24 protein-coding genes are annotated in these 23,106 nt (G+C 70.3%); 15 read left to right on the forward strand and 9 right to left on the reverse strand.

The window, feature by feature from the left end:
- Window positions 1-50 precede the first annotated feature (50 nt).
- Both ABH929_RS04435 and ABH929_RS04440 read right to left on the reverse strand, forming a co-directional pair.
- Window positions 51-749: a DUF6882 domain-containing protein gene (locus ABH929_RS04435; RefSeq protein ID WP_404560284.1), complete on the reverse strand. Its 699-nt coding sequence runs from the start codon at window positions 747-749 to the stop codon at window positions 51-53.
- A 9-nt stretch (window positions 750-758) separates the two neighbouring features.
- A complete protein-coding gene (locus ABH929_RS04440) occupies window positions 759-1,853 on the reverse strand; it encodes a GNAT family N-acetyltransferase (protein ID WP_404560286.1) in 1,095 nt (364 codons plus the stop codon).
- An 89-nt stretch (window positions 1,854-1,942) separates the two neighbouring features.
- Between ABH929_RS04440 and dcd the strand changes: the two genes are divergently transcribed.
- The 3 genes from dcd (at window position 1,943) to ABH929_RS04455 (ending at window position 3,543) form a co-directional block, all read left to right on the forward strand.
- Window positions 1,943-2,530 (forward strand): dCTP deaminase, encoded by a 588-nt coding sequence (dcd, locus tag ABH929_RS04445; RefSeq protein ID WP_111085408.1) that lies wholly within the window; start codon window positions 1,943-1,945, stop codon window positions 2,528-2,530.
- Between the two features lie 153 nt (window positions 2,531-2,683).
- The gene (locus ABH929_RS04450; protein ID WP_404560288.1) at window positions 2,684-3,199 is read left to right on the forward strand and encodes a helix-turn-helix domain-containing protein; all 516 of its coding nucleotides are present in this window, start codon (window positions 2,684-2,686) and stop codon (window positions 3,197-3,199) included.
- Entirely contained in the window at window positions 3,196-3,543 is a 348-nt protein-coding gene (locus ABH929_RS04455) for a DUF86 domain-containing protein (RefSeq protein WP_205463746.1), read from the forward strand. The genes ABH929_RS04450 and ABH929_RS04455 overlap by 4 nt, the downstream gene beginning before the upstream one ends.
- Window positions 3,544-3,703: 160 nt before the next feature.
- Here ABH929_RS04455 and ABH929_RS04460 read toward each other — a convergent pair whose 3' ends face one another.
- From ABH929_RS04460 to idi, 6 genes are all read right to left on the reverse strand, one after another.
- The gene (locus tag ABH929_RS04460) at window positions 3,704-4,807 is read right to left on the reverse strand and encodes a sugar-binding protein (protein ID WP_205463747.1); all 1,104 of its coding nucleotides are present in this window, start codon (window positions 4,805-4,807) and stop codon (window positions 3,704-3,706) included.
- Window positions 4,808-4,869: 62 nt separating this feature from the next.
- Complete coding sequence (gene mmsB / locus ABH929_RS04465) at window positions 4,870-6,162, reverse strand: multiple monosaccharide ABC transporter permease (RefSeq protein WP_205463748.1); 1,293 nt, start codon at window positions 6,160-6,162, stop codon at window positions 4,870-4,872.
- Window positions 6,159-7,682: a multiple monosaccharide ABC transporter ATP-binding protein gene (gene mmsA, locus ABH929_RS04470; RefSeq protein ID WP_181437544.1), complete on the reverse strand. Its 1,524-nt coding sequence runs from the start codon at window positions 7,680-7,682 to the stop codon at window positions 6,159-6,161. The genes mmsB and mmsA overlap by 4 nt, the downstream gene beginning before the upstream one ends.
- Before the next feature lie 367 nt (window positions 7,683-8,049).
- The gene (locus ABH929_RS04475; protein WP_404560291.1) at window positions 8,050-9,069 is read right to left on the reverse strand and encodes a LacI family DNA-binding transcriptional regulator; all 1,020 of its coding nucleotides are present in this window, start codon (window positions 9,067-9,069) and stop codon (window positions 8,050-8,052) included.
- Window positions 9,070-9,233: 164 nt separating this feature from the next.
- Complete coding sequence (locus ABH929_RS04480) at window positions 9,234-10,298, reverse strand: magnesium and cobalt transport protein CorA (RefSeq protein ID WP_404560293.1); 1,065 nt, start codon at window positions 10,296-10,298, stop codon at window positions 9,234-9,236.
- Between the two features lie 348 nt (window positions 10,299-10,646).
- Window positions 10,647-11,189 carry an isopentenyl-diphosphate Delta-isomerase gene (gene idi / locus ABH929_RS04485; protein WP_111085474.1) on the reverse strand — a complete coding sequence of 181 codons (543 nt, stop codon included), beginning with the start codon at window positions 11,187-11,189 and terminating at the stop codon, window positions 10,647-10,649.
- A gap of 21 nt (window positions 11,190-11,210) precedes the next feature.
- Between idi and ABH929_RS04490 the strand changes: the two genes are divergently transcribed.
- The 11 genes from ABH929_RS04490 to ABH929_RS04540 all read left to right on the forward strand — a co-directional run bounded on the left by ABH929_RS04490 (window position 11,211) and on the right by ABH929_RS04540 (window position 20,731).
- The gene (locus tag ABH929_RS04490; protein WP_404560295.1) at window positions 11,211-12,269 is read left to right on the forward strand and encodes a polyprenyl synthetase family protein; all 1,059 of its coding nucleotides are present in this window, start codon (window positions 11,211-11,213) and stop codon (window positions 12,267-12,269) included.
- Window positions 12,266-13,204, forward strand: a complete 939-nt coding sequence (locus ABH929_RS04495; protein WP_404560297.1) for a phytoene/squalene synthase family protein — start codon at window positions 12,266-12,268, stop codon at window positions 13,202-13,204. Before ABH929_RS04490 ends, ABH929_RS04495 begins: the two co-directional genes overlap by 4 nt.
- The gene (gene crtI, locus ABH929_RS04500) at window positions 13,201-14,841 is read left to right on the forward strand and encodes a phytoene desaturase family protein (protein WP_404560299.1); all 1,641 of its coding nucleotides are present in this window, start codon (window positions 13,201-13,203) and stop codon (window positions 14,839-14,841) included. The genes ABH929_RS04495 and crtI overlap by 4 nt, the downstream gene beginning before the upstream one ends.
- Window positions 14,841-15,173, forward strand: coding sequence for a lycopene cyclase domain-containing protein (locus tag ABH929_RS04505; protein ID WP_111085416.1), 333 nt, complete (start codon window positions 14,841-14,843; stop codon window positions 15,171-15,173). The genes crtI and ABH929_RS04505 overlap by 1 nt, the downstream gene beginning before the upstream one ends.
- A complete protein-coding gene (locus ABH929_RS04510) occupies window positions 15,170-15,586 on the forward strand; it encodes a lycopene cyclase domain-containing protein (RefSeq protein ID WP_263054964.1) in 417 nt (138 codons plus the stop codon). The genes ABH929_RS04505 and ABH929_RS04510 overlap by 4 nt, the downstream gene beginning before the upstream one ends.
- Complete coding sequence (locus ABH929_RS04515) at window positions 15,583-16,509, forward strand: prenyltransferase (RefSeq protein WP_123672088.1); 927 nt, start codon at window positions 15,583-15,585, stop codon at window positions 16,507-16,509. The genes ABH929_RS04510 and ABH929_RS04515 overlap by 4 nt, the downstream gene beginning before the upstream one ends.
- A 230-nt stretch (window positions 16,510-16,739) precedes the next feature.
- Window positions 16,740-17,783 carry a Gfo/Idh/MocA family protein gene (locus tag ABH929_RS04520; protein WP_404560302.1) on the forward strand — a complete coding sequence of 348 codons (1,044 nt, stop codon included), beginning with the start codon at window positions 16,740-16,742 and terminating at the stop codon, window positions 17,781-17,783.
- Window positions 17,784-17,939: 156 nt separating this feature from the next.
- Entirely contained in the window at window positions 17,940-18,455 is a 516-nt protein-coding gene (locus ABH929_RS04525) for a hypothetical protein (RefSeq protein ID WP_123672087.1), read from the forward strand.
- Window positions 18,456-18,459: 4 nt separating this feature from the next.
- Window positions 18,460-19,491 (forward strand): YihY/virulence factor BrkB family protein, encoded by a 1,032-nt coding sequence (locus tag ABH929_RS04530; protein ID WP_123310554.1) that lies wholly within the window; start codon window positions 18,460-18,462, stop codon window positions 19,489-19,491.
- A gap of 42 nt (window positions 19,492-19,533) precedes the next feature.
- Window positions 19,534-20,025 carry a DedA family protein gene (locus ABH929_RS04535; protein ID WP_404560304.1) on the forward strand — a complete coding sequence of 164 codons (492 nt, stop codon included), beginning with the start codon at window positions 19,534-19,536 and terminating at the stop codon, window positions 20,023-20,025.
- A gap of 10 nt (window positions 20,026-20,035) precedes the next feature.
- Complete coding sequence (locus tag ABH929_RS04540) at window positions 20,036-20,731, forward strand: SDR family oxidoreductase (protein WP_404560305.1); 696 nt, start codon at window positions 20,036-20,038, stop codon at window positions 20,729-20,731.
- Window positions 20,732-20,768: 37 nt separating this feature from the next.
- Here ABH929_RS04540 and ABH929_RS04545 read toward each other — a convergent pair whose 3' ends face one another.
- Entirely contained in the window at window positions 20,769-22,340 is a 1,572-nt protein-coding gene (locus ABH929_RS04545) for an ABC-F family ATP-binding cassette domain-containing protein (RefSeq protein ID WP_404560306.1), read from the reverse strand.
- 274 nt (window positions 22,341-22,614) lie between these two features.
- Here ABH929_RS04545 and ABH929_RS04550 point away from each other — a divergent pair, with 274 nt between their 5' ends.
- Entirely contained in the window at window positions 22,615-23,040 is a 426-nt protein-coding gene (locus ABH929_RS04550; protein WP_404560307.1) for a DUF3151 domain-containing protein, read from the forward strand.
- Window positions 23,041-23,106 lie beyond the last annotated feature (66 nt).

Here is a 23,106-nt window from a genome sequence, read left to right on the forward strand (position 1 = left end):
GGTCGGTCTGGAGGCACGGCGCGAGTCGCCGGAATCGGCTGCGGCCCGCCTCAGGCTCGCGCCGACGACCCCTGCAGGTCGCGGATCCGGCCCAGCTCGTCGAAGTCGACCGTGATGGTCCCGTCCGCCAACGTCAGTGTGCGCCCGTCCCAGGGGACACCGCGCAGCGATGCCCAGCTCCCCACGGCGCGGCGGTGGTCGTGCACCTCCGTCGTCTGCAGGCCCTCACCGAAGACCCGGATCATTCGGGGGACCGTCGGTGGCGCGAACAGCAGACCCTCGAACAGCACCCAGAGGCGGGAACCTCCGCCGACGTGCCCGCCCAAGCCGAACCACGAGCCGGTCGCCAGCCGTGCCGCGATCGACATGTCCCACGCGAACTCATACCCGGCGTCTGCGGCGTCGGCCTGCCGGTGCTCGCCGAACGGGACCTCGCCCTGCACGAGTTCCGGGATGCCGAGCCGTTCGCCCAGCGCGCGGGTGGCGTTCGCGGCCGCGAGCACCGACGCGGGGTACTGCGACGGGTTCGCCCAGCCCCAGAGCCAGCTGCGCGGCCCCGGTGCCGCCGACCCCAGGAGCTGGATGCGGAACTCGCCTGGATGCGGCCCGACGAACTGCAGGGTGCCGGCGGCGAGGTCGACGTTCCAGCGTTCGTGGTCGTCGTACAGGTCGGCGAGCTGCAGCTGCGCCTCCCAGGCGAGGAAGACCCCGTCGCTGACCAGATCGTCCATCCCCCGTGAGCGCGCCATGGGGGAACCCTACGCCGGGCGGTGTTCCCAGATCCCCTCGCTGCCGACGCCGACGAACCCGACGGCCTCGTTCACGTCGAGCATCGGGCGGTTCTCCTCGGCGTTGAAGGTGATGATCGACGGGTGCCCCGGGTGGTCACGCTCGATCGTCTCGATCCCGACGACCTTGAGCAGCCACCCGAGCCGGTGTCCGCGGTGCTCGCGGAGCACCAGGGTGTCGCCCTGCATCACCGGCTGGACCACGGGCCCGGGGACGGCGAGCTGGGTGAAGCCGACCAGTGAGCCGGACGGAACGTCCTCCACAGCCACGGTGCGCATCGTGCGCGGGCCGTCGTCGAGGTGCTGCTCGTGCGTTCGGAGTCGATCGACCGTCCAGGCGTCCTCGGGCTCGGCCATGTCGCCGGACGGGGCATCGGTGCTCATCCGGGTCAGGAGGAGTGCGACGTCCGTCTGCCACAGGCGCGGAGTCGGTCCGGCCCAGGTGTGCACGCGGTACCGGTCGGCCGCCGCCCGCGTCGCCGCCGCGCGGATGCCGGAGAGGGCATCGGGCTCGGCTGGGAGCTCCAGTCGGCTGATCCGGTTCACCTGGCCGAACCGCCAACCCCGGCCCGTCAGGAACCGTACTCCGGGGTCGTCCTCGGGCACGACACCGAACCCGGTCGGTGCACGGAGGTACCCGGGGCCCGCGGCCGGACCGACCTGCCGTGACACGGCGTACGTCTTCCACTGCGTGCGGCCCTGCTGCGTCGCGACCGCTTCGACGTGCTCGGCCAGGAGCGTGCCGATGCCACGGCGCCGGTGCTCGGGCGCCACGCTGACCGCCATCCAGCAGTTCGGGGCGTCCGCGACCGCCTTCGATTCGTACGAGCCGGCCCCCACTGCGGCCCCCTCGTCGTCACGGACCAGGAACAGTCTGCTGGGCGCGTCGGGGTCGATCAGGTACGGCAGTTGTTCCTCGGGCGTCCAGAGCAGCTCCGGCAGTCCGGTGATCGACACCTCGGCGCGGTTCTGCACGTCGACCCACTCGCGGAACGCCCGCACGGTCCCCGGGTCGTCGTGCATCGTGGCGGGGACCATGAGTTCGTGGACGGTGTACGCGGTCATGTCGGTTCCTCCCGGCGGTGCGACGCCGCCCGGCCCCGGACAGCCTCGCAGCATATCGGCGGGGGTCCGCTGCCGCTAGGCTGCACGGCGTGCTGCTCTCCGATCGCGACATCACCGCCCAGCTCGCCGAGGGCCGGATCGGTCTCGACCCCCACGACGCCTCGCTCGTCCAGCCGTCGAGCATCGACGTCCGGCTCGACAAGTTCTTCCGGCTGTTCGACAACCACAAGTACCCGCACATCGACCCGGCGGTCGACCAGCCCGACCTGACCCGGCTGGTCGAGACCGACCCGGACGAGGCGTTCGTGCTGCACCCCGGCGAGTTCGTGCTCGGCTCGACGTACGAGGTCGTCACGTTGCCCGACGACATCGCCGCGCGGCTCGAGGGCAAGAGCTCGCTCGGACGCCTCGGCCTGCTGACCCACTCGACCGCGGGCTTCATCGACCCCGGGTTCTCCGGCCACGTGACGCTCGAGCTGTCGAACGTCGCGACGCTGCCGATCAAGCTCTGGCCCGGCATGAAGATCGGGCAGCTGTGCTTCTTCCAGCTGTCCAGTCCCGCCGACAAGCCGTACGGTTCGGCCGAGTACCAGTCGCGGTACCAGGGGCAGCGTGGGCCGACCCCGTCCCGCTCGGCGCAGAACTTCCACCGCGCGGACGTGTCAGCACGCCCCTGACCGCGGTCCACTCGACCCGGAACGACATCATCGACGTCGTGCGACGTCGATGATGTCGTTCCAGGTAGCCTGCCGTGCCGCGACGACCCCACCGCGATGTCACCGCCGCGTCATCCTGCGGACGAAATGTCGCATTCTGTGTATCGTTGCAGCATGTCCGAAGCTGCACCACGTCCGACGTCCCCGGTGTCGGCGGCCGCGCTCATCCACGACGCCCGCGATCGAGCCGAACTGACGCAGGTCCAGCTCGCCCGTCGCGCGGGCGTCACGCAGAGCGTCATCAGCACGTACGAGAACGGTCGCCGCGAGCCCTCGCTCGCCGCACTCCAGCGCATGCTCCGTGCCGCGGGATTCACCACGTCGATCGACCTGCTGCCGGTCGAGGATCCACCGCCGTTGCGCGACCGTGTCGCCGCCGCTCGGCTGGACCTGATCGCCGTCGTGGAGCGGTTCGGTGGCCGCAACCCCCGGTTGTTCGGCAGCGTCGCCCGCGGGGACGACGGCCCGGGCAGCGACGTCGACCTGATGATCGACGTCGACGCCGGCCTCGGGATCTTCGCGCTCATGCGGATACAGGACGCGGCGGAACGACTGCTCGGCGTGCGCGTCGACGTCGTGGACGCCGCCGGCATGAGACCCGAAGTCGTCCGGCGCGCGGTGCCGCTGTGAGCGAGGAACCGGTGACGCGCCGGCTGGTCGGCGATCGACTCGACGACGTCATCGGCGCGTGCGAGGCCATCGGCCGGTACGTCAGTGACGAGCGGCTGCCCGAGGACCTGGTGCACGACGCCGTCCGGATGCGGTTGGTCGAGATCGGCGAGGCGGTCCGTGTCCTGCCGAGCACCGTCACCGCGAGCGAACCGGACATCCCGTGGTCCCGCGTGTCCGACCTCGGCGACCGCCTGACCCGGCGCTACTTCGACACCACCCGGGCGGTGGTCTTCGGCACCGCCCGCACGGACGTGCCGTCCCTGGCGGAGGCGGCGCGGCGGTTGCGCGCGACCGGACGCTGACCCGCCGCGTCGCGGGCACTGGACGTGCGTGCAGGCGGACGGGAGGCACGGATCACGACGTGCCCCGCGCCTCCCGTCCGGTCCGTGGCCGGCCCCACGACGACGCAGGACGGCCCCGACTCGCCGAAGCGAGACGGGGCCGTCCGTGGTGCCGGGGAGATCAGCCCTTCTTGGCGAGCTCCTCGAGGGTGTCGTTGCCCTTGTAGGCCTCGACGGCGTTGTCCTTGGTGACCAGGACCGGCGTGAGCTCGATCGCGGGGACCGTCTTCTTGCCGTTGTAGTTGTTCGTCTTGTCGATCTTCGTGTCCGGCTTGTCGCCCTTCGACAGGGTGGAGACGAGGTCGACGGCCGCCTGGGCCTCCTTCGACGTGTCCTTGAAGATCGTCGAGTACTGCGTGCCCTTCATGATGAGCGGGATGGACGCAGTCTCCGAGTCCTGGCCCGTCACGACGGGGTTGTCCTTGCCGGCGGCCTTGGTCGCGGTGAGGATCGCACGGGCGAGGGTGTCGTTCGGCGACAGGACACCGTCGAGCTCGGTGTCACCCGTGTAGTACTGCGAGAGCAGGTCGGTCATGCGCGACTGGGCCTTCTGCGCGAGCCAGCCCTGCGTGACGACCTTCTGGAACGTGGTCTGGCCGGAGACGACCTTGATCGTGCCGTCGTCGATCTTCGGCTGCAGGACGTCCATCGCACCGTTGAAGAACACGGTCGCGTTGGCGTCGTCCGGCGAACCGGCGAAGAGCTCGACGTTGTACGGCTTGTCGCCCTTCTTCTCCTCGAGGCCCTTGAGCAGCGCCTCGGCCTGCAGCTGGCCGACCTTGAAGTTGTTGAACGCCACGTAGTAGTCGACGTTCTTCGTGTTCAGGATGTTGCGGTCCCAGGCGATGACGACGGCGCCACGGTCCTTGGCGGACTTGACCTGCGCGGTCAGCTGCGAACCATCGGCGGCACCGATGATGACGGCCTTGGCGCCCTTGGTGATCATGCCCGAGATCTGCGACTGCTGGTCCGGGACGGGGTTGCCGGCGTTGGCGTACTGGATGTCGGCCTTGAAGCCCGCGTCCTCGATGGACTTCTTGAAGGCTGCACCCGCCAGGACCCAGTTCTGCGAGGTCTTGGCCGGCAGGGCGACGCCGATGAGGTCGCCCTTCTTGATGTTGCTGGTGCTGCCGGCGTCGTCGGACGAGCCGCGTGCCGAGCAGCCGCTGAGGGCCAGGCCCGCGATGAGCGCCAGGCTGAGGCCGGCGACGATCTTCTTGCGCATGTGATTGCTTTCTCTTCGTTGAGGAGGTGCGGGGCAGGAGCCCCGTCGTCGGGAGGGGTGGGTCAGGGGAGGGTGATCTTGTCCGGCTGGTCCTCGATGGACCGCGGCTGCTGGGCGGCCACCGTGTTCTGCTCGGTGTCCTTCCGCTGGAACTGCCGCAGCATGCCGCCGATCAGGGACGGACGACCCTGCGACTTCGAGTAGACGTCGAAGGCGACGGCGACGAGGAGGACCAGACCGCGGATGATCTGCACCTGGTTGGACTCGAGGCCCATGAGCTGCAGACCGTTCGACAGCAGCGCCATGACGAGACCACCGATGATCGAGCCCGAGATCGTGCCGACGCCACCGGCGACCGCAGCACCACCGACGAACACGGCGGCGATCGCGTCGAGCTCCCAGCCGGTGCCGTCCGCGGGGCCCGAGGCGCCGGAGTAGGCGACGAACACCATGCCCGCGATCGCGGCGAGGATCGACATGTTCATCATGACGAAGAAGTTGACCCGTCGTGCCGAGACGCCGGACAGGACGGCCGCGTTGGCGTTGCCACCGACGGCGTAGACCTGGCGACCGAAGATCGTGTTCTTCGTGACGAAGCCGTAGACGATGGTCAGGACACCGAGGATGATCGCGACGATCGGGACCGAGGTGCCGACCGGACCGGCGCCGAACAGGTACGTGGCGACGAGCGTGACGGCGACCAGGATGCCGGTGCGGACGATCGAGACCCACAGCGGCGGGACCTCGGCCTGCATCTTCCGGCGGCGGGCACGGCCTCGGGCCTCGATGATGATGAGCGCGAGGATCGTGACGAGGCCGATGAGGAGCGTGCCGTTGCTGAAGCCGAAGTCGGGGCCGAAGTCGCCGAGGAAGCCAGCGCCGATCGGGGTGAAGGCGTCCGGGACGGGGACCGACGTCGAGTTGCCGATGATCTGGTTCACACCACGGAAGATGAGCTGACCGGCCAGCGTCACGATGAAGGCCGGGACCTTCACGAACGCGACCCAGAAGCCCTGCCACGCACCGATCAGGGCACCGCACACGAGGCCCAGGATGATGGCGGCCCACACCGGGAAGTCCCACACGGCCATGGACTGCGCCACGACGATGCCGACGACCGCTGCGACCGAACCCACCGACAGGTCGATGTGCCCCGCGATGATGACCATGACCATGCCGAGCGCCAGGATCAGGATGTACGAGTACTGCAGGAACAGGTTGATGACGTTGGTCGGCTCGAGGATGAGCCCGTTCGTCGTGACCGAGAAGAAGACCAACAGCACGATGAGGGCGATGATCATGCCGTACTGGCCGATGCTGTTGCCCTTGCCGAAGAGCAGTTTCAGGTTGTTCATGAGGCGGTGGCGCCCTTCCGCGCGGAGGTCATGCTGCGCATGAGCGATTCGGGATCGGCCTGGTCGGCCGGGAGGTCAGCGGTGATCTGACCCTCGAAGATGGTGTAGATCCGGTCGGAGAGACCGAGGAGTTCGGGGAGCTCGGACGAGATGAGGATGATGCCCTTCCCCTCGGCCGCGAGCTGCTGGATGATGCCGTAGATCTCGAACTTCGCGCCCACGTCGATGCCGCGGGTGGGTTCGTCGAGGATCAGGATGTCCGGGTCGGTGAACATCCACTTGGACAGGACGACCTTCTGCTGGTTGCCACCGGACAGCTTGCCGACGTTGTCCTCGACGCTCGGCACCTTGGTGCGGAGCATCTTGCGGTACTTCTCGGCGACGGAGTACTCCTCGAGCGAGTCGACGACGCCGACCTTCGAGATCTTCTTCAGGTCGGCGGCGACCGTCGAACGCTTCACCGTGTCGAGCAGGTTCAGGCCGAGCGCCTTGCGGTCCTCGGAGACGTAGCCGAGGCCGTTCTCGATCGCCTGCTGGACGTTCGTGACCTTGATCTCGCGGCCGTCCTTGATGATCTGGCCGTCGAGCCAGGTGCCGTACGAGCGACCGAACAGGCTCATCGCGAGTTCGGTGCGTCCGGCGCCCATCAGGCCGGCGAAGCCGACGATCTCACCGCGGCGGACGTGGAAGTTCGAGCCCTTGCAGACCAGACGTGACGAGTCGAGCGGGTGCTGCACGGTCCAGTTGCGGACCTCGAAGAAGGTCTCGCCGATCTTCGGAGTGCGGTCCGGGAACCGGCTCTCGAGCGAGCGGCCGACCATGCCGCGGATGATGCGGTCCTCGTTGACGCCGTCCGCCTTGACGTTGAGCGTCTCGATGGCCTTGCCGTCGCGGATGATCGTGATCTCGTCGGCGATCTGCTCGATCTCGTTGAGCTTGTGGCTGATGATGATGCTCGCGATGCCCTTGGCCTTCAGCCCGACGATCAGGTCGAGCAGGTGCTGCGAGTCGTTCTCGTTGAGCGCGGCGGTCGGCTCGTCGAGGATGAGGAGCTTGACGTCCTTGTGCAGGGCCTTCGCGATCTCGACGAGCTGCTGCTTGCCGACACCGAGGTTCTTGATCTGCGTGTCCGGGTCGTCGGCCAGGCCGACGCGGGCGAGCAGGTCCTGCGCACGGAGCTGCGCGGCGGTCCAGTCGATGCGCCCGAAGCGGCCGGGCTCGTTGCCGAGGAACAGGTTCTCGGTGATCGAGAGCTCCGGGATGAGCGCCAGCTCCTGGTGGATGATGACGATGCCGGCCTGCTCGGACTGCTTGATGTTCGAGAAGCGGACCTCTTCGCCCTCGTAGACGATCTCGCCGCTGTAGGTGCCGTAGGGGTAGACGCCCGAGAGGACCTTCATCAGGGTCGACTTGCCGGCGCCGTTCTCGCCGCAGATCGCGTGGATCTCGCCGGCGCGGACGCTGAGGGAGACGTCGGAGAGCGCCTTCACACCAGGGAACTCCTTGGTGATCGAGCGCATCTCGAGGATGGTCTCGGGTGCGGTGATCGACCGGGTCTCGAGGCCGGTGTCGATCGGGGTTGACGCCACAGTGCATCTCCTTCTGCCGCTGCGATGCGGCAGTTGTTCGGGTGGTTCTGCTGCGGCAGCGAATGGGCGCAGGTGGCCTGCGTGGACTTCGTTGTCGCGTCCGGTGCCCCGCTGGTGTGACGCTCATGTGAACGGTCACATCGGCTGGACGGAGGTAATTTACGCACAGCCCCGGTGTGGCTGTCAATTCGGATTGGTCGCGTTTTCGTAACGGCCTGCGTGATCCCGCACGAACGTCCCCCGGACGGGAGGCACGGTGCCGGTCCGCCCTGCGTCCTGCGGATCGACCCTGGGCGCGTCAACGACCGCGCGGGGCTCCCGTGGACGCGCGCACGACGAGCTGCGGGACGATGTCGATCGGGCGGAGCAGCTCGTCGTCGCCGGGCAGGAGCAGGTCGACGCAGCGTCGCCCGAGTTCGGCGAAGTCGACCTGCACCGTGGTGAGCGGTGGCCAGAAGTGCTTCGCCTCGGGGATGTCGTCGTAGCCGACCACCGACAGGTCGCCCGGCACGTCGAGCCCGTACGAGCGGGCCGCGTGCATGACGCCCAGGGCCATCTGGTCGTTGGAGCAGAACACCGCGGTGCAGTCCCGCCACCGCAGGAGTTCGCGGCCGGCGTGGTATCCGAAGTCCGCCGTCCAGTCGCCCAGGATCGGGGGGACGACGGACATGTCGCGGTCCGACATGGCACGGAGGAAGCCCTGCATGCGGGCGTCCGCCTCGATCCAGTCCTGCGGGCCCGCGATGTGCCGGACGTACTCGTGGCCCAGGTCGAGCAGGTGCTCGGTCGCGAGTCTCGCGCCCTCCATCTGGTCGACCCACAGGGCCGTCGGGTCCTCGCCGACACTGGCCCGCATCGTGACGTACGGCGTGCGGATGCCGAGTTCCTCGATCAGGTCGAACACCCGTTGCTGTGGTGCGATGACGACGATGCCCTCGACGTCCAGGTCGAGCAGGTGCCCGAGCCCCTCGCGCACGGCGGTGTCGGTCGCCTCGGCGATGTTCGCCGTCGTCACCGAGTACCCGCGCAGCATCGCTGCGTCCTCGATCGCCTGCAGGGCGACCGCCGGGCCGTAGTGGGCGCGCCGGGCCGTCAGGACGCCGATCGTGTGTGTGCGGCTCGTGACGAGGGCCCGCGCCGCACGGTTCGGCCGGTACTGCAGCTGCTCCATCGCCGCCAGCACCTTGTCGCGCGTGGCGTCGCGGATGGCGTCGGAGTTGTTCAGCACCCGCGACACGGTCTGGTGGGAGACGCCCGCGATCCGTGCGACGTCACGGATGCTGGGCGAACGCGGTTGCTGTGCCCGCGATGACGCCATTGCTGCTGCTCGTTTCCGCCCGGGGCCGTGGCACGTCGATGTGCACGTTCACATTCCGGGCCAGATCATTATGCACGTCCGGCGGATCGACGCCACCTGAACGTCCTCGAGGCTGCGGCCCGGTGGCATGCTGGGCCGCAGCCTCGCTGCACCCTCGCAGTGGCTCAGAGCCAGTTGCGCTTGCGGAAGATCGCCCACAACACACCCATCAGGGCGAGCATGCCGAGGATCGCGACCGGGTAGCCGTACCGCCAGTGCAGCTCGGGCATGTGGTCGAAGTTCATGCCGTAGACGCCGGCGATCAGACCGGGAGCGAACAGGATCGCCGCCCACGACGAGATCTTCTTGACCTCCTCGCCCTGTCGGTGTGCAGCGCGGGCGAGCTGCCGGCTCTCCTCGCCCTGCGCCAGGCTCGCACTGGTCATCCGCCGCATCGCCTCGTTCTGCTCCTGCGACACCAGGGTCGCGTGCAGGGTCAGGGCGTTCTCGAGCAGGGACCGGAACGAGTCCACCCGCTCCGTCACGCGCAGGGCGTGGTCGAGCACGTTGCGCAGCCGGTGCTGCACCTCGTCGTCGACGCCGTACTTGTCGGCCCCGCGGAGCAGGCCCTTCACCATCGCGGGCACCGGCTTCGTGGCGCGCTGGAAGGACAGCACCTCGCTGAGCAGCTGGTAGATGCGCTTCGAGACACCGGGGTCGACCTGGCCGGCGAAGAGCTGGTCCTCGATGGCGTCGATGCCGTCCTGCAGCACCTCGACCACCGGGGCGTAGCCGTCCACGACCTCGTCGAGCACTGCGGCGGTCACGGCCTCGGAGCCCAGCGCCAGGAACTCGGGGTCGGCCTCGACCTGGGCGCGGAGATCCGCGAGGTCGGGGCGTTCGGCGTGCCGGACGCTCACCACGAACCGGTCGCCGACGAACAGGTGCACCTCGCCGAACTCGACCGTGCCCGCGCCGCGGTCGAACCACGCCGGACGGAGCACCAGGAAGAGCGTGTCGCCGTACCGTTCGAGCTTCGCGCGCTGGTGCCCCTTGCGGGCGTCCTCCACCGCGTTCTCGTGCAGGTCGAACTCGGTCGCGACGGCGTCGAGCTCGTGCGGGTCCGGACGGAGCAGCCCGATCCACGCCAGGTCGCACCGTGCGACCTCGTGGCGTGCGCCGAGCGACAGGGTCGACGGAGAGTCGATGCGACGTCCTTCGACGTAGATCGCGTTGTCGATCATTGCCATGCGCGTGCTCCTCGTGGTCGGGAGCAGGCAGGCGCGATGCCGCGGGCGGACCGCGGCGGGCGGAGGAGATCTAGGACACGGGCGCGGCGGCGAGGGGGAGGGGCTGCCGGCCCGCGCGAGGATGGTCACCCGACATCGCGCCTCACCTGCCCTTCTCCTGGTCGTGCGGCCGCGGTGCGCAGCCTCGTGGCCACAACCGTGGCCGACGTCCGACCATACTCCGGACGCACGAGGGAGCCAAGCGCTCGGCCGCGCTCGACCGAGACCCGGCCTGGGCGACGGTTCTCGTGCTCGCCGGCACGAGGAGTGTCGCTGAGCCCGAGTCTCGGCCCAGGCGGCCGCGCCGGGTCAGCGCGTGATGTGCAGGCCCGCGGCCTCGAGCTCGGTCAGCTGCCAGCCCAGCCAGGGGCTCCAGCCGAACGGCGCACCGGCGACGGCGGCCCGGAGCGAGTCCTCGGAGACCCACGCGTACTCGGCGACCTCGTCGTCCGCGGGGGCGGGCAGGTCGTCGGTGACAGCGCGGAACACCGGGCAGACCTCGTTCTCGACGATGCCCGAGGCGTCGACCGCGCGGTACCGGAAGTCCGGCAGCACGAGCTCGACGTCGCGCACGGTGATGCCGAGCTCGCGTGATGCCCGGCGGGCGATGGCGTCCTCGAACGACTCGTCGGGGCCGGGGTGCCCGCAGAACGTGTTCGTCCAGACACCGGGCCACGTCTTCTTCGACAGGGCGCGACGGGTCACCAGGACGTCCCCGTCGGTGTTGCGGACGTGACACGAGAAGGCCAGGTGGAGGGGCGTGTGGTCTGTGTGCACCGTGAACTTGTCCGCTGTGCCGATCGGGGTACGGTCGTCGGCCAGCAGGACCACGGTTTCCGGGAAAGCGCTCATCTGCACCGATAGGTTAGGCCAATGAGCGAGGAAGCGGCCACCGTGGCGCACATCGACCTCGCGCTCGTCGACGACTGTCTCGAGCGCTTCTTCGTCGTGTCCTCGGCTCGTGCCGCGCGCTACGGCCGTCCGTCCGAGGAACTCTGGCGGGTGCTCCGCAAGGCGAGCATGGGCGGCAAGCGCTTCCGGCCGCGCATGGTGCTGACCGCGTACCTCGGCCTCGGCGGGGACGACGTGCGCGCTGCTGCGCACGTCGCAGCTGCCTACGAACTCCTGCACACCGCGCTGGTGGTGCACGACGACGTGATCGACCGCGACTGGGCGCGCCGCGGCCAGCCGAACGTCGCGGGCTCCTACCGCGACGCCGGCACCACCGGTGGGCTGCCGCTGCCGACCGCCGAGCACCGCGGGATGAGCGCCGCCGTGATCGCGGGCGACCTCGCGCTCTCCGGCGCACCGCGGTTCATCGAGTCCTCTGGTGTGACGGGCGAGCGTCGTGGGCGTCTGCTCGAGCTGCTCGACGAAGCCGTGTTCGCCAGCGCCGCCGGTGAGATGACCGACGTCGACCTGGCCCTGGGCGTGATGCCGACGGTGGACGAGGTCCTGGCGATGGAGCGGGCGAAGACGAGCGTGTACTCGTTCGAGGCGCCGCTGCAGTCCGGAGCCGTGCTCGCCGGCGCGCCCGAGACCGTCGTCACCGCGCTCGGCGCCTTCGGCCGCGAGATCGGCATCGCCTACCAGATCGTCGACGACCTGCTCGGGGTGTTCGGTGACGAGACGACCACCGGCAAGAGCGTGCTGGGGGACCTGCGCGAGGGCAAGCGGACCATGCTCATCGCGTACGCGGCCACGACCGACTGCTGGCCGGACATCGCTCCCTACCTCGGCGACCCGAACCTGACCGAGGAACGCGCGGCCGAACTCCGTGCGACCCTGGTCACCTGCGGTGCCCGTGCCGCAGCCGAGTCCCGGATCGCCGACCACGTCGCACTCGCCCGTGCCGAGCTCTCCGGACTGCCGTACGACCTCGCCGACCGCCTGGAGGGCCTCGTGACCGAACTCGTGGAGCGCGCCCGGTGACGACCGACACCACCCGGACCGGCAGCGCGCCGTCCGGTCGGCTCCCCCTGTACGACGCCACGGCCGAGGCAGCGTCGAGTGTCGTCATCGACCGCTACTCGACGTCGTTCGGCCTGGCGAGCCGGTTGCTCGCCAAGGACACCCGCGAGCACATCCGCAACGTCTACGCGCTGGTGCGCGTCGCCGACGAGGTCGTCGACGGTCCCGCGACCGAGGCGGGGCTCGACCCCGACCTGGCACGGACGGTCCTCGACGAACTCGAGGCCGACACCGAGCGGGCGATCGCCCTCGGCTTCTCGGTGAACCCCGTCGTGCACGCGTTCGCCCGGAGTGCACGGGTCACGGGCTTCGGCGCGGAGCTCACCAAGCCGTTCTTCGCGTCGATGCGGATGGACCTCGAGTGCACCGAGCACGACGACGCCTCGTTCGACGCGTACGTGTACGGCTCGGCCGAGGTCGTGGGGCTGATGTGCTTGCGAGCGTTCGTGTACCGTGCCGGCCGTCCGACCTTCGACCAGGCGGAGCTCATCGCGGGAGCCCGTGCGCTCGGCGCAGCGTTCCAGAAGGTCAACTTCCTGCGCGACCTGCACGCCGACTTCGAGGTGCTCGGCCGCTCGTACTTCCCGGGGGTCGACATCCGCTCGTTCGACGAGGCCACGAAGGAACGCCTTGTCGCCGACGTGCAAGTCGACCTCGACCACGCAGCCCGGACCATCCGGCTGCTGCCGGCCGACGCCCGGAACGCCGTCGGGCTCGCGCACGCCCTGTTCCAGGAACTCAACGACCGCATCGCCCGCACGCCGGCGACGCGCCTGGTGACGACGCGCGTGCGCGTCCCGAACCCGGTGAAGGCACGCCTGGCCGCACAGGTGCTCGCCGGACGCACCCCCGTGCGGTCGAAGGTGGCCACCCGTCAGCCAGGAGGCACGTCATGACCCCGCCCCGCGCCTCCCGTCCGCAGAACGTCGCCGCCACCACCCGGCGCAAGGTGCCCGCTCGACGCGCCGTCGTGATCGGGGGCGGCATCAGCGGACTGGCGTCCGCGGCGCTGCTCGCGCGGGACGGCTTCGCCGTGACCGTGCTCGAGCAGCGGTCGCAGCTCGGCGGCCGTGCCGGTTCGTGGGAGCGCGACGGCTTCCGGTTCGACACCGGGCCGTCGTGGTACCTCATGCCCGAGGTGTTCGACCACTTCTTCCAGCTGCTCGGCACCTCGGCTGACGCCGAACTCGACCTGGTCAAGCTCGACCCCGGGTACCGCGTCTACAGCGAGGGCAACGGCGAGCCGATCGACCTGCGCGCCGACGCCGAGGCGAACATCGCGCTGTTCGAGTCCGTCGAGCCCGGAGCCGGCAAGCGGATCCGTAAGTACCTCGCCTCGGCCGAGGACACTTACGCGATGGCGATCCGCCGGTTCCTGTACACGACGTTCCAGGACCTCACGAAGCTCGCCGCCCCCGACGTGCTCCGTCGCCTGCCGAAGCTCGCCCGACTCCTGCTGCAGCCGCTGTCGTCCCGCGCTGCCTCGGCGGTCAAGGACCGGCGGCTCTGGCAGATCCTGGGCTACCCGGCCGTCTTCCTGGGCACGAGCCCGTACGCCGCCCCGAGCATGTACCACCTGATGAGCCACCTCGACCTCGCCGACGGGGTGCTCTACCCGAAGGGCGGCATCACCGAGGTGATCGCCGCGGTCGAACGCGTGGCCCGTGCCGAGGGCGCGAAGATCATCGCCGGAGCGAAGGTCGAACGGATCGTCGTCGAGGACGGCGTCGCCACCGGGGTCGTGCACCGCGACCGCGACGGCGTGCAGCACACCGCCCCGGCCGACCTGGTCGTGAGCGCCGCCGACCTGCAGCACACCGAGATGCAGCTGCTCGACCGCGAGCACCGCACCCACGGCGCCGAGCACTGGAAGACCCGCGACCCCGGACCGAGCGCCGTGCTCGTCTACCTCGGCATCGACGGACCGACCCCCGGCCTGCTCCACCACACCCTCGTCTTCACCGAGGACTGGAACGCGAACTTCGGCGCGATCTTCGGCAAGGACCGGCACGTCCCCGACCCCGCGTCGATCTACGTCTGCGCGCCGTCGGAGACCGACCCGTCCGTCGCGCCACGCGGCTCGAGCAACCTCTTCATCCTGGTGCCCCTGCCCGCCGACCTGTCCATCGGCAAGGGCGGGATCGACGGTGCCGGTGACTACGAGGTCGAGCAGATCGCCGACCGCGCCATCGACGTCGTCGCCGAGCGTTCGGGCGTCCCCGACCTGCGGGACCGCATCCGGGTGCGCCGGACGATCGGCCCGCGCGACTTCGCCGACGACCTCAACGCGTGGAACGGGTCGATGCTCGGCCCCGCGCACACGCTCAAGCAGAGCGCGTTCTTCCGCGAGAAGAACGCGTCGGCCAAGGTCGAGGGCCTGTACTACGCCGGGGCGTCCACGATCCCGGGCATCGGTCTGCCGATGTGCCTGATCAGCGCCGAGGTCCTGCTCAAGCGGATCCACGGCGACACGAGCACCGAGCCGCTGCCGACGCCGCTCGGCACCCCGCGGAACCAGGCCGGCACCGTCTGATGCCGGGGCTGTACCTCGCCGGCCTGGTCGTGTCGCTGATCGGCATGACCGTGCTCGACGCCCGCTTCCGGCTGTTCTTCTGGCGAGCGCCGTGGCGTGCGGCTGCGGTGATGGTCGTCGGTGTCGCGTTCTTCATGGTGTGGGACGTCGCCGGGGTCGCGTACGGCATCTTCTTCATCGGCCCGCAGCACCTGCTGACCGGCGTGCTGCTCGCCCCCGAGGTCCCGCTCGAGGAGCTCTTCTTCCTGCTGCTGCTCTGCTACTCGACGATGGACCTGGTCGGCTTCGTCCGGCCCGTCGTGCAGCGGTCGCTCGGACGGAGGCGCCCGTGACCGGCTCCGGCGCCTACGCCCTCTTAGCCCTGCCGTTCTTCGCCGTCGTGGTGGTGGTGGCGGTCGTCGCCGGCATCGTGGCCGCGCGCCGTGCACGAGCGGCGGGACGCGCACCCGGGCCCGGCCGCCGGGTCGCGCTCGTCACGTCGCTCGTCGCCGGGATCGCGCTGCTCGTGATGACGATCGTGTTCGACAACGTCATCGTGACCCTGCGCATCGTCGCCTACGACCCCTCGCTCATCAGCGGGGCGAAGATCGGGGCGATCCCGGTCGAGGACCTCGCGTACGCGATGGCGGCGATCGTGCTGCTGCCGAGCCTGTGGGTCCTGTTCGACCGGGCGGGCCCGCGCGATCCGGCCACCCCGCGCCCCGCGCCCGACCCGACCACCGCACCACCGGAGGACAACCCGTGAACGCCAGCACCGCCTCCAGGCCGTCGACCCTGCGAGCACTGTTCGTCTCGTCGCGCCCGATCAGCTGGGTGAACACCGCCTACCCGTTCGGTGCCGCGTACCTGCTCGGCAGCGGGGTCGGCGTCGAGGGCGGCGGCGGGTTCTCGCTCGTCGCGTTCCTGGTCGGCGTCGTGTACTTCCTGGTGCCCTACAACCTGGCGATGTACGGCATCAACGACGTCTTCGACTACGAGTCCGACCTGCGCAACCCGCGCAAGGGCGGCGTCGAGGGTGCCCTGCTCGACAAGAGCGTCCACCGCACGACGCTCTGGGCCGTCGTCGTCACGAACGTGCCGTTCCTGGTCGCGCTCGTCGTCCTCGGGGCGGTGAGCGGGAACGGGCCGTGGTCGTGGCTCGTCCTGGCGATCAGCGTGTTCGCCGTCATCGCGTACTCGGCGCCGGGGCTGCGGTTCAAGGAGAAGCCGTTCCTCGACTCGCTGACCTCGTCGACCCACTTCGTCTCGCCCGCGATCTACGGCCTGGCGCTCGCCGGACCGCACTGGACCGGGCAGCTCGTCGCCGTCTGCATCGCGTTCTTCCTGTGGGGCGTGGCCTCGCACGCGTTCGGTGCGGTGCAGGACGTCCTGGCCGACCGGGCCGGCGGCATCGGGTCCGTCGCCACCGTGATCGGTGCGCGGGCGACCGTGCGACTCGCGTTCGTCGCGTACCTGGTCGCCGGTGTCGCGCTGCTGTTCTCGGCCTTCCCGGGGCCGATCGCCGCCGTCGTCGTGATCCCGTACGCGCTCAACGTGTTGCCGTGGTGGAACATCACGGACCAGGGGGCTGAGGCCGCGAACGCCGGGTGGAAGCGGTTCCTCTGGATCAACTACCTGGCGGGGTTCATCGTGACGATGGCGCTCATCGCCTACGCCTTCACACACTGAGCGCCCGGGTCCCGTCGAGGTCCCGTCCCGTCCCGTCGAGGTTCCGAAATCTCGGCATCTCGACGTCGTCGGGCGCGCTCCGTGGAACCTCGGCGCCGCGCACACGGCATGTCGTGGAACCTCGACGGCCGCCGAACGCAGCACCGACGACGCCCGCCGCGCGCAGCACTGACAGACTGGACGGACGCGTCACGGGAGTCGTGACGCGGCAGCCACGAAGGAGTGCACGCATGACGGTCCGGATCATCCACGTCGGTCTCGGAGGGTGGGGCGGCAACTGGGCCCGCACCGCCATCCCAGAGGTCTCCGAAGTGGAGGTGGTCGGGATCGTCGACCCGGTGCCGGCGACGCTGACCGCCGTGCAGCAGGACCTCGGACTGCCGGAGTCCGCCGCGTTCGCGTCCCTCACCGAGGCGCTCGCCGGGGTCGAGGCCGACGCCGTCGTCATCACCGCCCCCGCCGTCACCCACGTGCCGCTCGCGCTCGAGGCCCTCGATGCCGGCAAGCACGTCCTGGTCGAGAAGCCGTTCGCCAACACCACCGACGAAGCCGTCACCGCCGTGCGCCGTGCCGAGGAGCTCGGCCTCGTGCTGCAGGTCAGCCAGAACTACCGCTGGTACCCGGCTCCCCGCGCAGTCCAGGAGATGCTCGAGGCGGACGTGGTCGGCGAGATCTCCGCGATCAACATCGACTTCCGCCAGTGGGACAACGACCTGGCGTTCGAGGAGCACCCGCACTACAAGTTCCCGCACGCCATGATCAACGACATGGCGATCCACCACTTCGACCTGCTGCGGATGGTCACCGGACAGGAGGCCGTCCGGGTCTTCGCCAAGGCGACCTACCCGTCGTACAGCAAGTACCAGGACGAAGCCATCGCCTCGATGCTCATCGAGCTCGACGGTGGGCTGGTCGTCAGCTACCGCGGCAGCTGGCTGAGCCGCGGCCCCCGCACGGCGTGGGCCGGCGAGTGGAGCATCCAGGGCGAGGGCGGCGAACTCTGGTTCACCAGCCGCGACGGTGCCCCGAACGCGGTCGACGGCGACGTGGTCACCCTCCGCCGCACCCAGGACGACGAGGCCGAGTCCGTCGAGCTGCCCGTGCTCGAGCACACCGACCGCCAGGGCGGGCTGCAGGCATTCGCCCGGTCGATCGAGGGCGGCCCGGCACCGGCGACGAGCGGCCGCGACAACCTGCGCAGCCTCGCACTCATGGAGGCAGCTGGTCGTTCGGCTGCCAGCGGCCAACCCGAGGACGTCGTCGTCCCGTCCTGAACGCGTGACCGACGGACGGGAGGCCCGTGGCGGGCCCGCCACGGGCCTCCCGTCCGCCCTGGGGTCGTGTCCACTGCCGCGGGAGCAAGACCGACCGGGTGGCCGCACCGCGGCCATCTGGGCGCGCCCCCGGCCCGGCCGTGTAGAAACTGGGGAATGGCCAAGGACAGTCTCCCCGAGCTCGAACTCGCGAACGTCCGCACGCGTGAGCGCATGACCGACACCGTCACCGAGCTCAAGCGCCGTGCGAACCTCCCGGCGCGGGCACGGCTCGCAGCCGCGAAGACCCGCCAGCGCTGGCACCGTGACCCCACGCCCCTCGTGGCCATGGGCATCACCGGTCTCACCGGGATCGCGGCGATCATCACCGGCATCGCGATCCGCAACCGCCCCGCCGGACACCTGGCGACGCCACCGGCGAGTTCGGCGTTCACCGCGCTGCTGCCCTTCGGCGCGCGCGGCGACGGCCCCTCGGCGAAGGAGCAGGCACAGTCCGGCCGCAAGGGGCGCAAGGCCCGGGCGAAGGCCGCCGAGCAGGCGCTGGACCGTGACCCGGCCCACAAGGCCCGCGTGAAGCAGCAGACCGGCATCGCCGCGGTTCAGCGACGGGCGAACAAGAACCGCAAGGCCGCCGTGAAGCGGTCGAAGCAGGCCCTGAAGGCGCGGGGGTAGTCCGATGGCGCAGGAACAGCAGAAGCCGGATCCGGACGACTCCCGGAAGCCGGACAACCCCACTGACCTCACGAAGCCGACGCTCGTCTACACGCTGAAGAAGACGTTGCGCGAGTTCTCGAGCGACCAGTGCACCGACCTCGCAGCGGGCCTGACGTACTACACGGTCCTCGCGCTCTTCCCCGGACTGCTCGCGATCGTCTCGATCCTCGGTCTCGTGTCGAACCCGTCGGACACCATCACGTCGCTGCTGGACGTCGTCCGCAACGTCGGCGGCGGCCAGGTCGCGGACCTGCTCCAGGACCCGATCGAGGGACTCGTCCGCTCGCCCGCCGCCCCGGTCACGTTCATCGTCGGTCTTGTCGGTGCCCTCTGGTCGGCCTCCGGCTACGTCGGCGCCTTCGGCCGGGCGATGAACCGGATCTACAACGTCCGCGAGGGGCGTCCGATCTGGAAGCTCCGCCCGACGATGCTCGGCGTGACGCTCGCGACCGTCATCTTGCTCGTCCTCGGACTGCTGACGCTCGTCTCCGGTCCGCTCGCCCGCAGCTTCGGTGACGTCATCGGCCTCGGGGACGTCGCTGCGACGGTGCTCCTCATCGTGCAGTGGCCGATCCTGCTGATCATCGCGATCGTCGTGGTCGCGGTGCTCTACTACTGGTCGCCGAACGTCAAGCAGCCGAAGTTCACCTGGGTCAGCGGCGGGTCGATCCTGGCGCTCCTCATCTGGATCATCGCGAGCGTCGGCTTCGGCTTCTACGTCGGGAACTTCTCGAACTACAACGCCACCTACGGCTCCCTCGGTGGGGTCATCGTGTTCCTGCTGTGGATCTGGATCACGAACAACGCGCTGCTCTTCGGTGCCGAGTTCGACGCCGAGATCGAGCGCGGCCGCGAGCTGCAGGCGGGCATCCGGGCAGAGGAGGACATCCAGCTCCCCGAGCGCGACACCCGCCAGATCGAGAAGCAGGACGAGAAGCGCGCGCAGGACGTCCTCGAGGGGATCAGGATCCGGCAGGGCGCCGACGGCGACTGACCGACCGGGCGTTCCTCCGGACGGAGGCGCTACGGTGCGACCGTGCCCGACTTCCTCGAGGAACTGCCGTTTCGGTGGCTCGTCCTCGCGCTCTTCGTGATCGTGTTCTGCCGCGCGCAGGCCACGTACTGGGTCGCGCGACTCGCGGTCACGGGTGCGTCCCGCTCCCGCTGGGGCGGCTGGCTGCACTCGCCTGCGATCCGCCGCGGTTCCGCCCTCCTCGAACGCTGGGGCCTGCCGGTGGTGACGGTGAGCTTCGTGGTGGTCGGGCTGCAGACGGTGATGAACGCGGCCGCGGGACTCGCCCGCGTGGCGTGGTGGCGGTACACGATCGCGATGGTGCCGGGGTGCGTCGCGTGGGCCTTCCTCTACGCGACCGTCGGGCTCGCGGTGTTCTGGGCGGTCGTCGCCGCGCTGGCGGGCTCGCCGTGGGGCATCGCAGCGGTGGCCGTCCTGGTGGTCGCCGCAGCCGTCGGAGTGACGGTTCTCCACAGATCCCGGAACCGGTCGGGAGGCCCGGCCCGGCTTCCGTAGGCTGGTCCGCGTGACGACAGAACAGCTCCAGAACCGTCCGGTCGCCCTGGTGACCGGTGCCACCCGCGGCATCGGCCGCGCGATCGCGACCGACCTCGGGCGCACCCACCACGTGTTCGTCGGCGGACGGAACGCCGACGCGGTGCACGCCCTCGTCGCCGAGCTGCCGAGTGCTGCGCCGTTCGTCGGCGACCTCGGCGCGGGGGACCTGCCGGCGCTGCCGAACAGGCTCGACGTGCTCGTGCACTCCGCCGGCGTCGAGCAGGGCACGACCATCGCCGACACCCCGCGTGCCGTGTGGGAGCAGGTCTTCGCCACGAACGTGTTCGCGGTCACCGAGCTCACCCGGGTGGCGCTCCCGGCGCTCCGGGCGGCACGGGGCATCGTCGTGCCGATCAACAGCGGGTCGGGGTTCCACTCCAGCCCTGGCGGTGGCGTGTACGCGGCGTCGAAGTTCGCACTGCGGGCCTTCGCCGATGCCCTGCGCGAAGAAGAACGGGTCAACGGCGTCCGGGTCTCGAGCGTGCACCCGGGCCGGACGGACTCGGACATGCAGCGGGCCCTGACCGAGAAGCTCGGCGAGGACTACGACACCGCGTACTACCTGGCGCCGGAGGACGTGGCCGCGGCGGTCCGGACGGTCGTCGACCTGCCGGAGCGCGGCACCGTCGAGTCGCTCGCGATCCGACCGACCCGACGGCGCTGACGGCGCTGCGGGCGCTGCGGGCGCTGCGGGCGCTTCCTCACCGCAGCTCGATGCGCGCGTCGAGTTCGAGCCGGTCGAGGAACGTCTCGTCGTGGCTGACCACGACGAGCGCGCCGCGGTAGGCCCGCAGTGCGTCGACGAGCTGGTCGACACTCGTCAGGTCGAGGTCGTTCGTCGGCTCGTCGAGCACCAGCAGCTGCGGCGGCGGGTCGGCCAGCACCAGGCTCGCCAACGCCACCCGGAAGCGCTCCCCGCCGGACAGCGCCCCGGCGAGCCGGTCGACGGTGTCGCCGCGCACGAGGAACTTCGCGAGGCGGTTCCGGACCTCGGCGACGGGGACGTGCGGAGCGTCCCGGCGCACGTTGTCGAGCACCGTGGCGGTGTCGACGAGGGTGTCCTTCCGCTGCGGCAGGTACGCGATCCGCTCGACGTGGGCGACGGCACCGGTGTCGGGCAGCGGGTGCTCCCGGGCATCCGGCGCCCCGACGAGCTGTTCGAGCAGGGTCGACTTGCCGACGCCGTTGTCCCCGGTGACCGCGACCCGCTCCGGCCCCTGCAGGATCACGTCCCGCCCCCGCACCGTGACGGTCGCGATCTGCCGTGACGCCGGCACGTCCGGGTCGGGCAGGGTCACGTGGATGGACTCGTCGTCGCGCAGCCGGAGTTCGGCCTCGCGCTTGGTGGCGAGTGCGGCGGCCTCGTCGTCCGCGTACCCGACGCGCAGCCGACCGGCGGTCTCCTGTGCCTTCTTCCGCTGCTCGTTCGCCAGGATCTTCGGCATCGAGCGGCCCGCCTTCTCGCCGGCCTTGGCGCGCCGGGCGATCTTCGTCTCGGCCTCGATGCGCTGCCGCTTCTCGGTGCGGTGTCGCTGTTCGGCGACCCGGACCTCGCGTTCGACGGCCGCCTGCTGCACGGCCAGGTGCTCCTCGAACGCGCTGAACGTCCCGCCGAACACGGTCATCGCGCCGGCGCGGAGCTCGCACGTCTCGTCGACGTGCTCGAGGAGTTCCCGATCGTGACTGACCACCACGAGGGTGCCGCGCCAGTCGTCGACCAGGTCGAGCAGGAGCCCCCGTGCCCGACGGTCGAGGTTGTTCGTCGGTTCGTCCAGGAACGCGATCGGACGGCCGCGCAACCGCACCCCGGCGACGGCGACGAGCACGGACTGGCCGCCCGACAGCGTCGACACCGGGCGTTCCAGATCGGCGCCGTCGAGTCCGACACTCGCGATCGCCGCGGCGGCCCGTTCCTCGAGGTCCCAGTCGTCGCCGACCGCCTCGAAGTGCTCGGGCGACGCGTCACCGGACAGCACGGCCCGGAGCGCGGTGAGCGTCGACCGGATGCCGAGCAGGTCGGCGACGGCGTCGTCGATCCCGGTTGCCAGGCGTTGCGGCAGGTGGTCGACGGGGCCGGACGTGGAGATGGTGCCCGACGTGGGGTGGAGCCGGCCGGTGGCGAGCCGGACCAGCGTTGACTTGCCGGCCCCGTTCCTCCCGACCAGGCCGGTCCGGCCACGCCCGAAGGCGGCGGTGAGGTGGTCGAGCGCGACGGTGCCGTCGGGCCAGGCGAAGGTGACGTCGTGCAGGACGACGGATGGACTGCTGGGCATGGGGATGCCTCCCGGTGTCGATGCTGGGCGCACGACACCGAACCCACCACTTCAGCGGTGGAGCGCCCGACGGGCGCGCGCGATCACGGTGTCAGCGCGTGGGCTGAGCAGAACCGGTGATCGACAGCAATCCGTCTTCTTCCGTCGGGTACCCCCGTGTCCGCCATCCGTGCCGCCGGTCGGTCTCCCGCCCCGGGGGCCTCGTGATGACGACGAGGTGGCTCCCACGGTAATCCCGGCCACGGGGACGCGCAAGGGATGACAGGCTGGGGGCATGCCGGAGAACCTGTTGCCGAACCCCTCGACGAACCCCGAGACCCTGCTCCCCGCCGAACCCGAGGTGACCGCGGCGCTCGCCGCCGACACCCCCGTCGCCAGCGTGGTGGTGTCGCACCCGTCGTCGAGCCTGGCGTGGGCTCTGCTCGCCGACGAGGCCTGGGAGCGCGGCGCGAGCCTGGAGTCCTACGCCTACGCCCGCGTCGGGTACCACCGCGGGCTCGACGCCCTGCGGAAGGCAGGGTGGCGCGGTGCCGGTCCGGTGCCGTGGTCGCACGGCCCCAACCGTGGGGTCCTGCGGGCCCTGTTCGCGCTGCGCCGTGCGGCCGAGGCGATCGACGAGCCCGGCGAGCCCGAGCGCTTGACCGACTTCCTGAACGCGAGCGACCCCGAGGCCCTGCGCGCCCTGTCCGCGGGCGCGTAGCGCGGTCGCGGCGCGGTCGACAGATCGCGCCCCGTGATCGTCGTCGCGCCCCGAAGAGCCGGGGCG

Origin of the sequence: Curtobacterium sp. AB7 (assembly GCF_044909335.1) — a bacterium.
Taxonomy (GTDB): domain Bacteria; phylum Actinomycetota; class Actinomycetes; order Actinomycetales; family Microbacteriaceae; genus Curtobacterium.

Excerpts from the sequence above, each read along its gene's own strand:
- ABH929_RS04545 (WP_404560306.1), bottom strand. The coding sequence starts at position 22,340 with ATGCCCAGCAGTCCATCCGTCGTCCTGCACGACGTCACCTTCGCCTGG.
- ABH929_RS04475 (WP_404560291.1), bottom strand. The coding sequence starts at position 9,069 with ATGGCGTCATCGCGGGCACAGCAACCGCGTTCGCCCAGCATCCGTGAC.
- ABH929_RS04440 (WP_404560286.1), bottom strand. The coding sequence starts at position 1,853 with ATGACCGCGTACACCGTCCACGAACTCATGGTCCCCGCCACGATGCAC.
- ABH929_RS04460 (WP_205463747.1), bottom strand. The coding sequence starts at position 4,807 with ATGCGCAAGAAGATCGTCGCCGGCCTCAGCCTGGCGCTCATCGCGGGC.
- ABH929_RS04550 (WP_404560307.1), top strand. The coding sequence starts at position 22,615 with ATGCCGGAGAACCTGTTGCCGAACCCCTCGACGAACCCCGAGACCCTG.
- mmsA (WP_181437544.1), bottom strand. The coding sequence starts at position 7,682 with ATGCGCTCGATCACCAAGGAGTTCCCTGGTGTGAAGGCGCTCTCCGAC.
- ABH929_RS04505 (WP_111085416.1), top strand. The coding sequence starts at position 14,841 with ATGCCGGGGCTGTACCTCGCCGGCCTGGTCGTGTCGCTGATCGGCATG.
- ABH929_RS04480 (WP_404560293.1), bottom strand. The coding sequence starts at position 10,298 with ATGGCAATGATCGACAACGCGATCTACGTCGAAGGACGTCGCATCGAC.
- idi (WP_111085474.1), bottom strand. The coding sequence starts at position 11,189 with ATGAGCGCTTTCCCGGAAACCGTGGTCCTGCTGGCCGACGACCGTACC.
- ABH929_RS04525 (WP_123672087.1), top strand. The coding sequence starts at position 17,940 with ATGGCCAAGGACAGTCTCCCCGAGCTCGAACTCGCGAACGTCCGCACG.
- crtI (WP_404560299.1), top strand. The coding sequence starts at position 13,201 with ATGACCCCGCCCCGCGCCTCCCGTCCGCAGAACGTCGCCGCCACCACC.
- ABH929_RS04435 (WP_404560284.1), bottom strand. The coding sequence starts at position 749 with ATGGCGCGCTCACGGGGGATGGACGATCTGGTCAGCGACGGGGTCTTC.
- mmsB (WP_205463748.1), bottom strand. The coding sequence starts at position 6,162 with ATGAACAACCTGAAACTGCTCTTCGGCAAGGGCAACAGCATCGGCCAG.
- ABH929_RS04450 (WP_404560288.1), top strand. The coding sequence starts at position 2,684 with ATGTCCGAAGCTGCACCACGTCCGACGTCCCCGGTGTCGGCGGCCGCG.
- ABH929_RS04530 (WP_123310554.1), top strand. The coding sequence starts at position 18,460 with ATGGCGCAGGAACAGCAGAAGCCGGATCCGGACGACTCCCGGAAGCCG.
- ABH929_RS04520 (WP_404560302.1), top strand. The coding sequence starts at position 16,740 with ATGACGGTCCGGATCATCCACGTCGGTCTCGGAGGGTGGGGCGGCAAC.
- ABH929_RS04490 (WP_404560295.1), top strand. The coding sequence starts at position 11,211 with ATGAGCGAGGAAGCGGCCACCGTGGCGCACATCGACCTCGCGCTCGTC.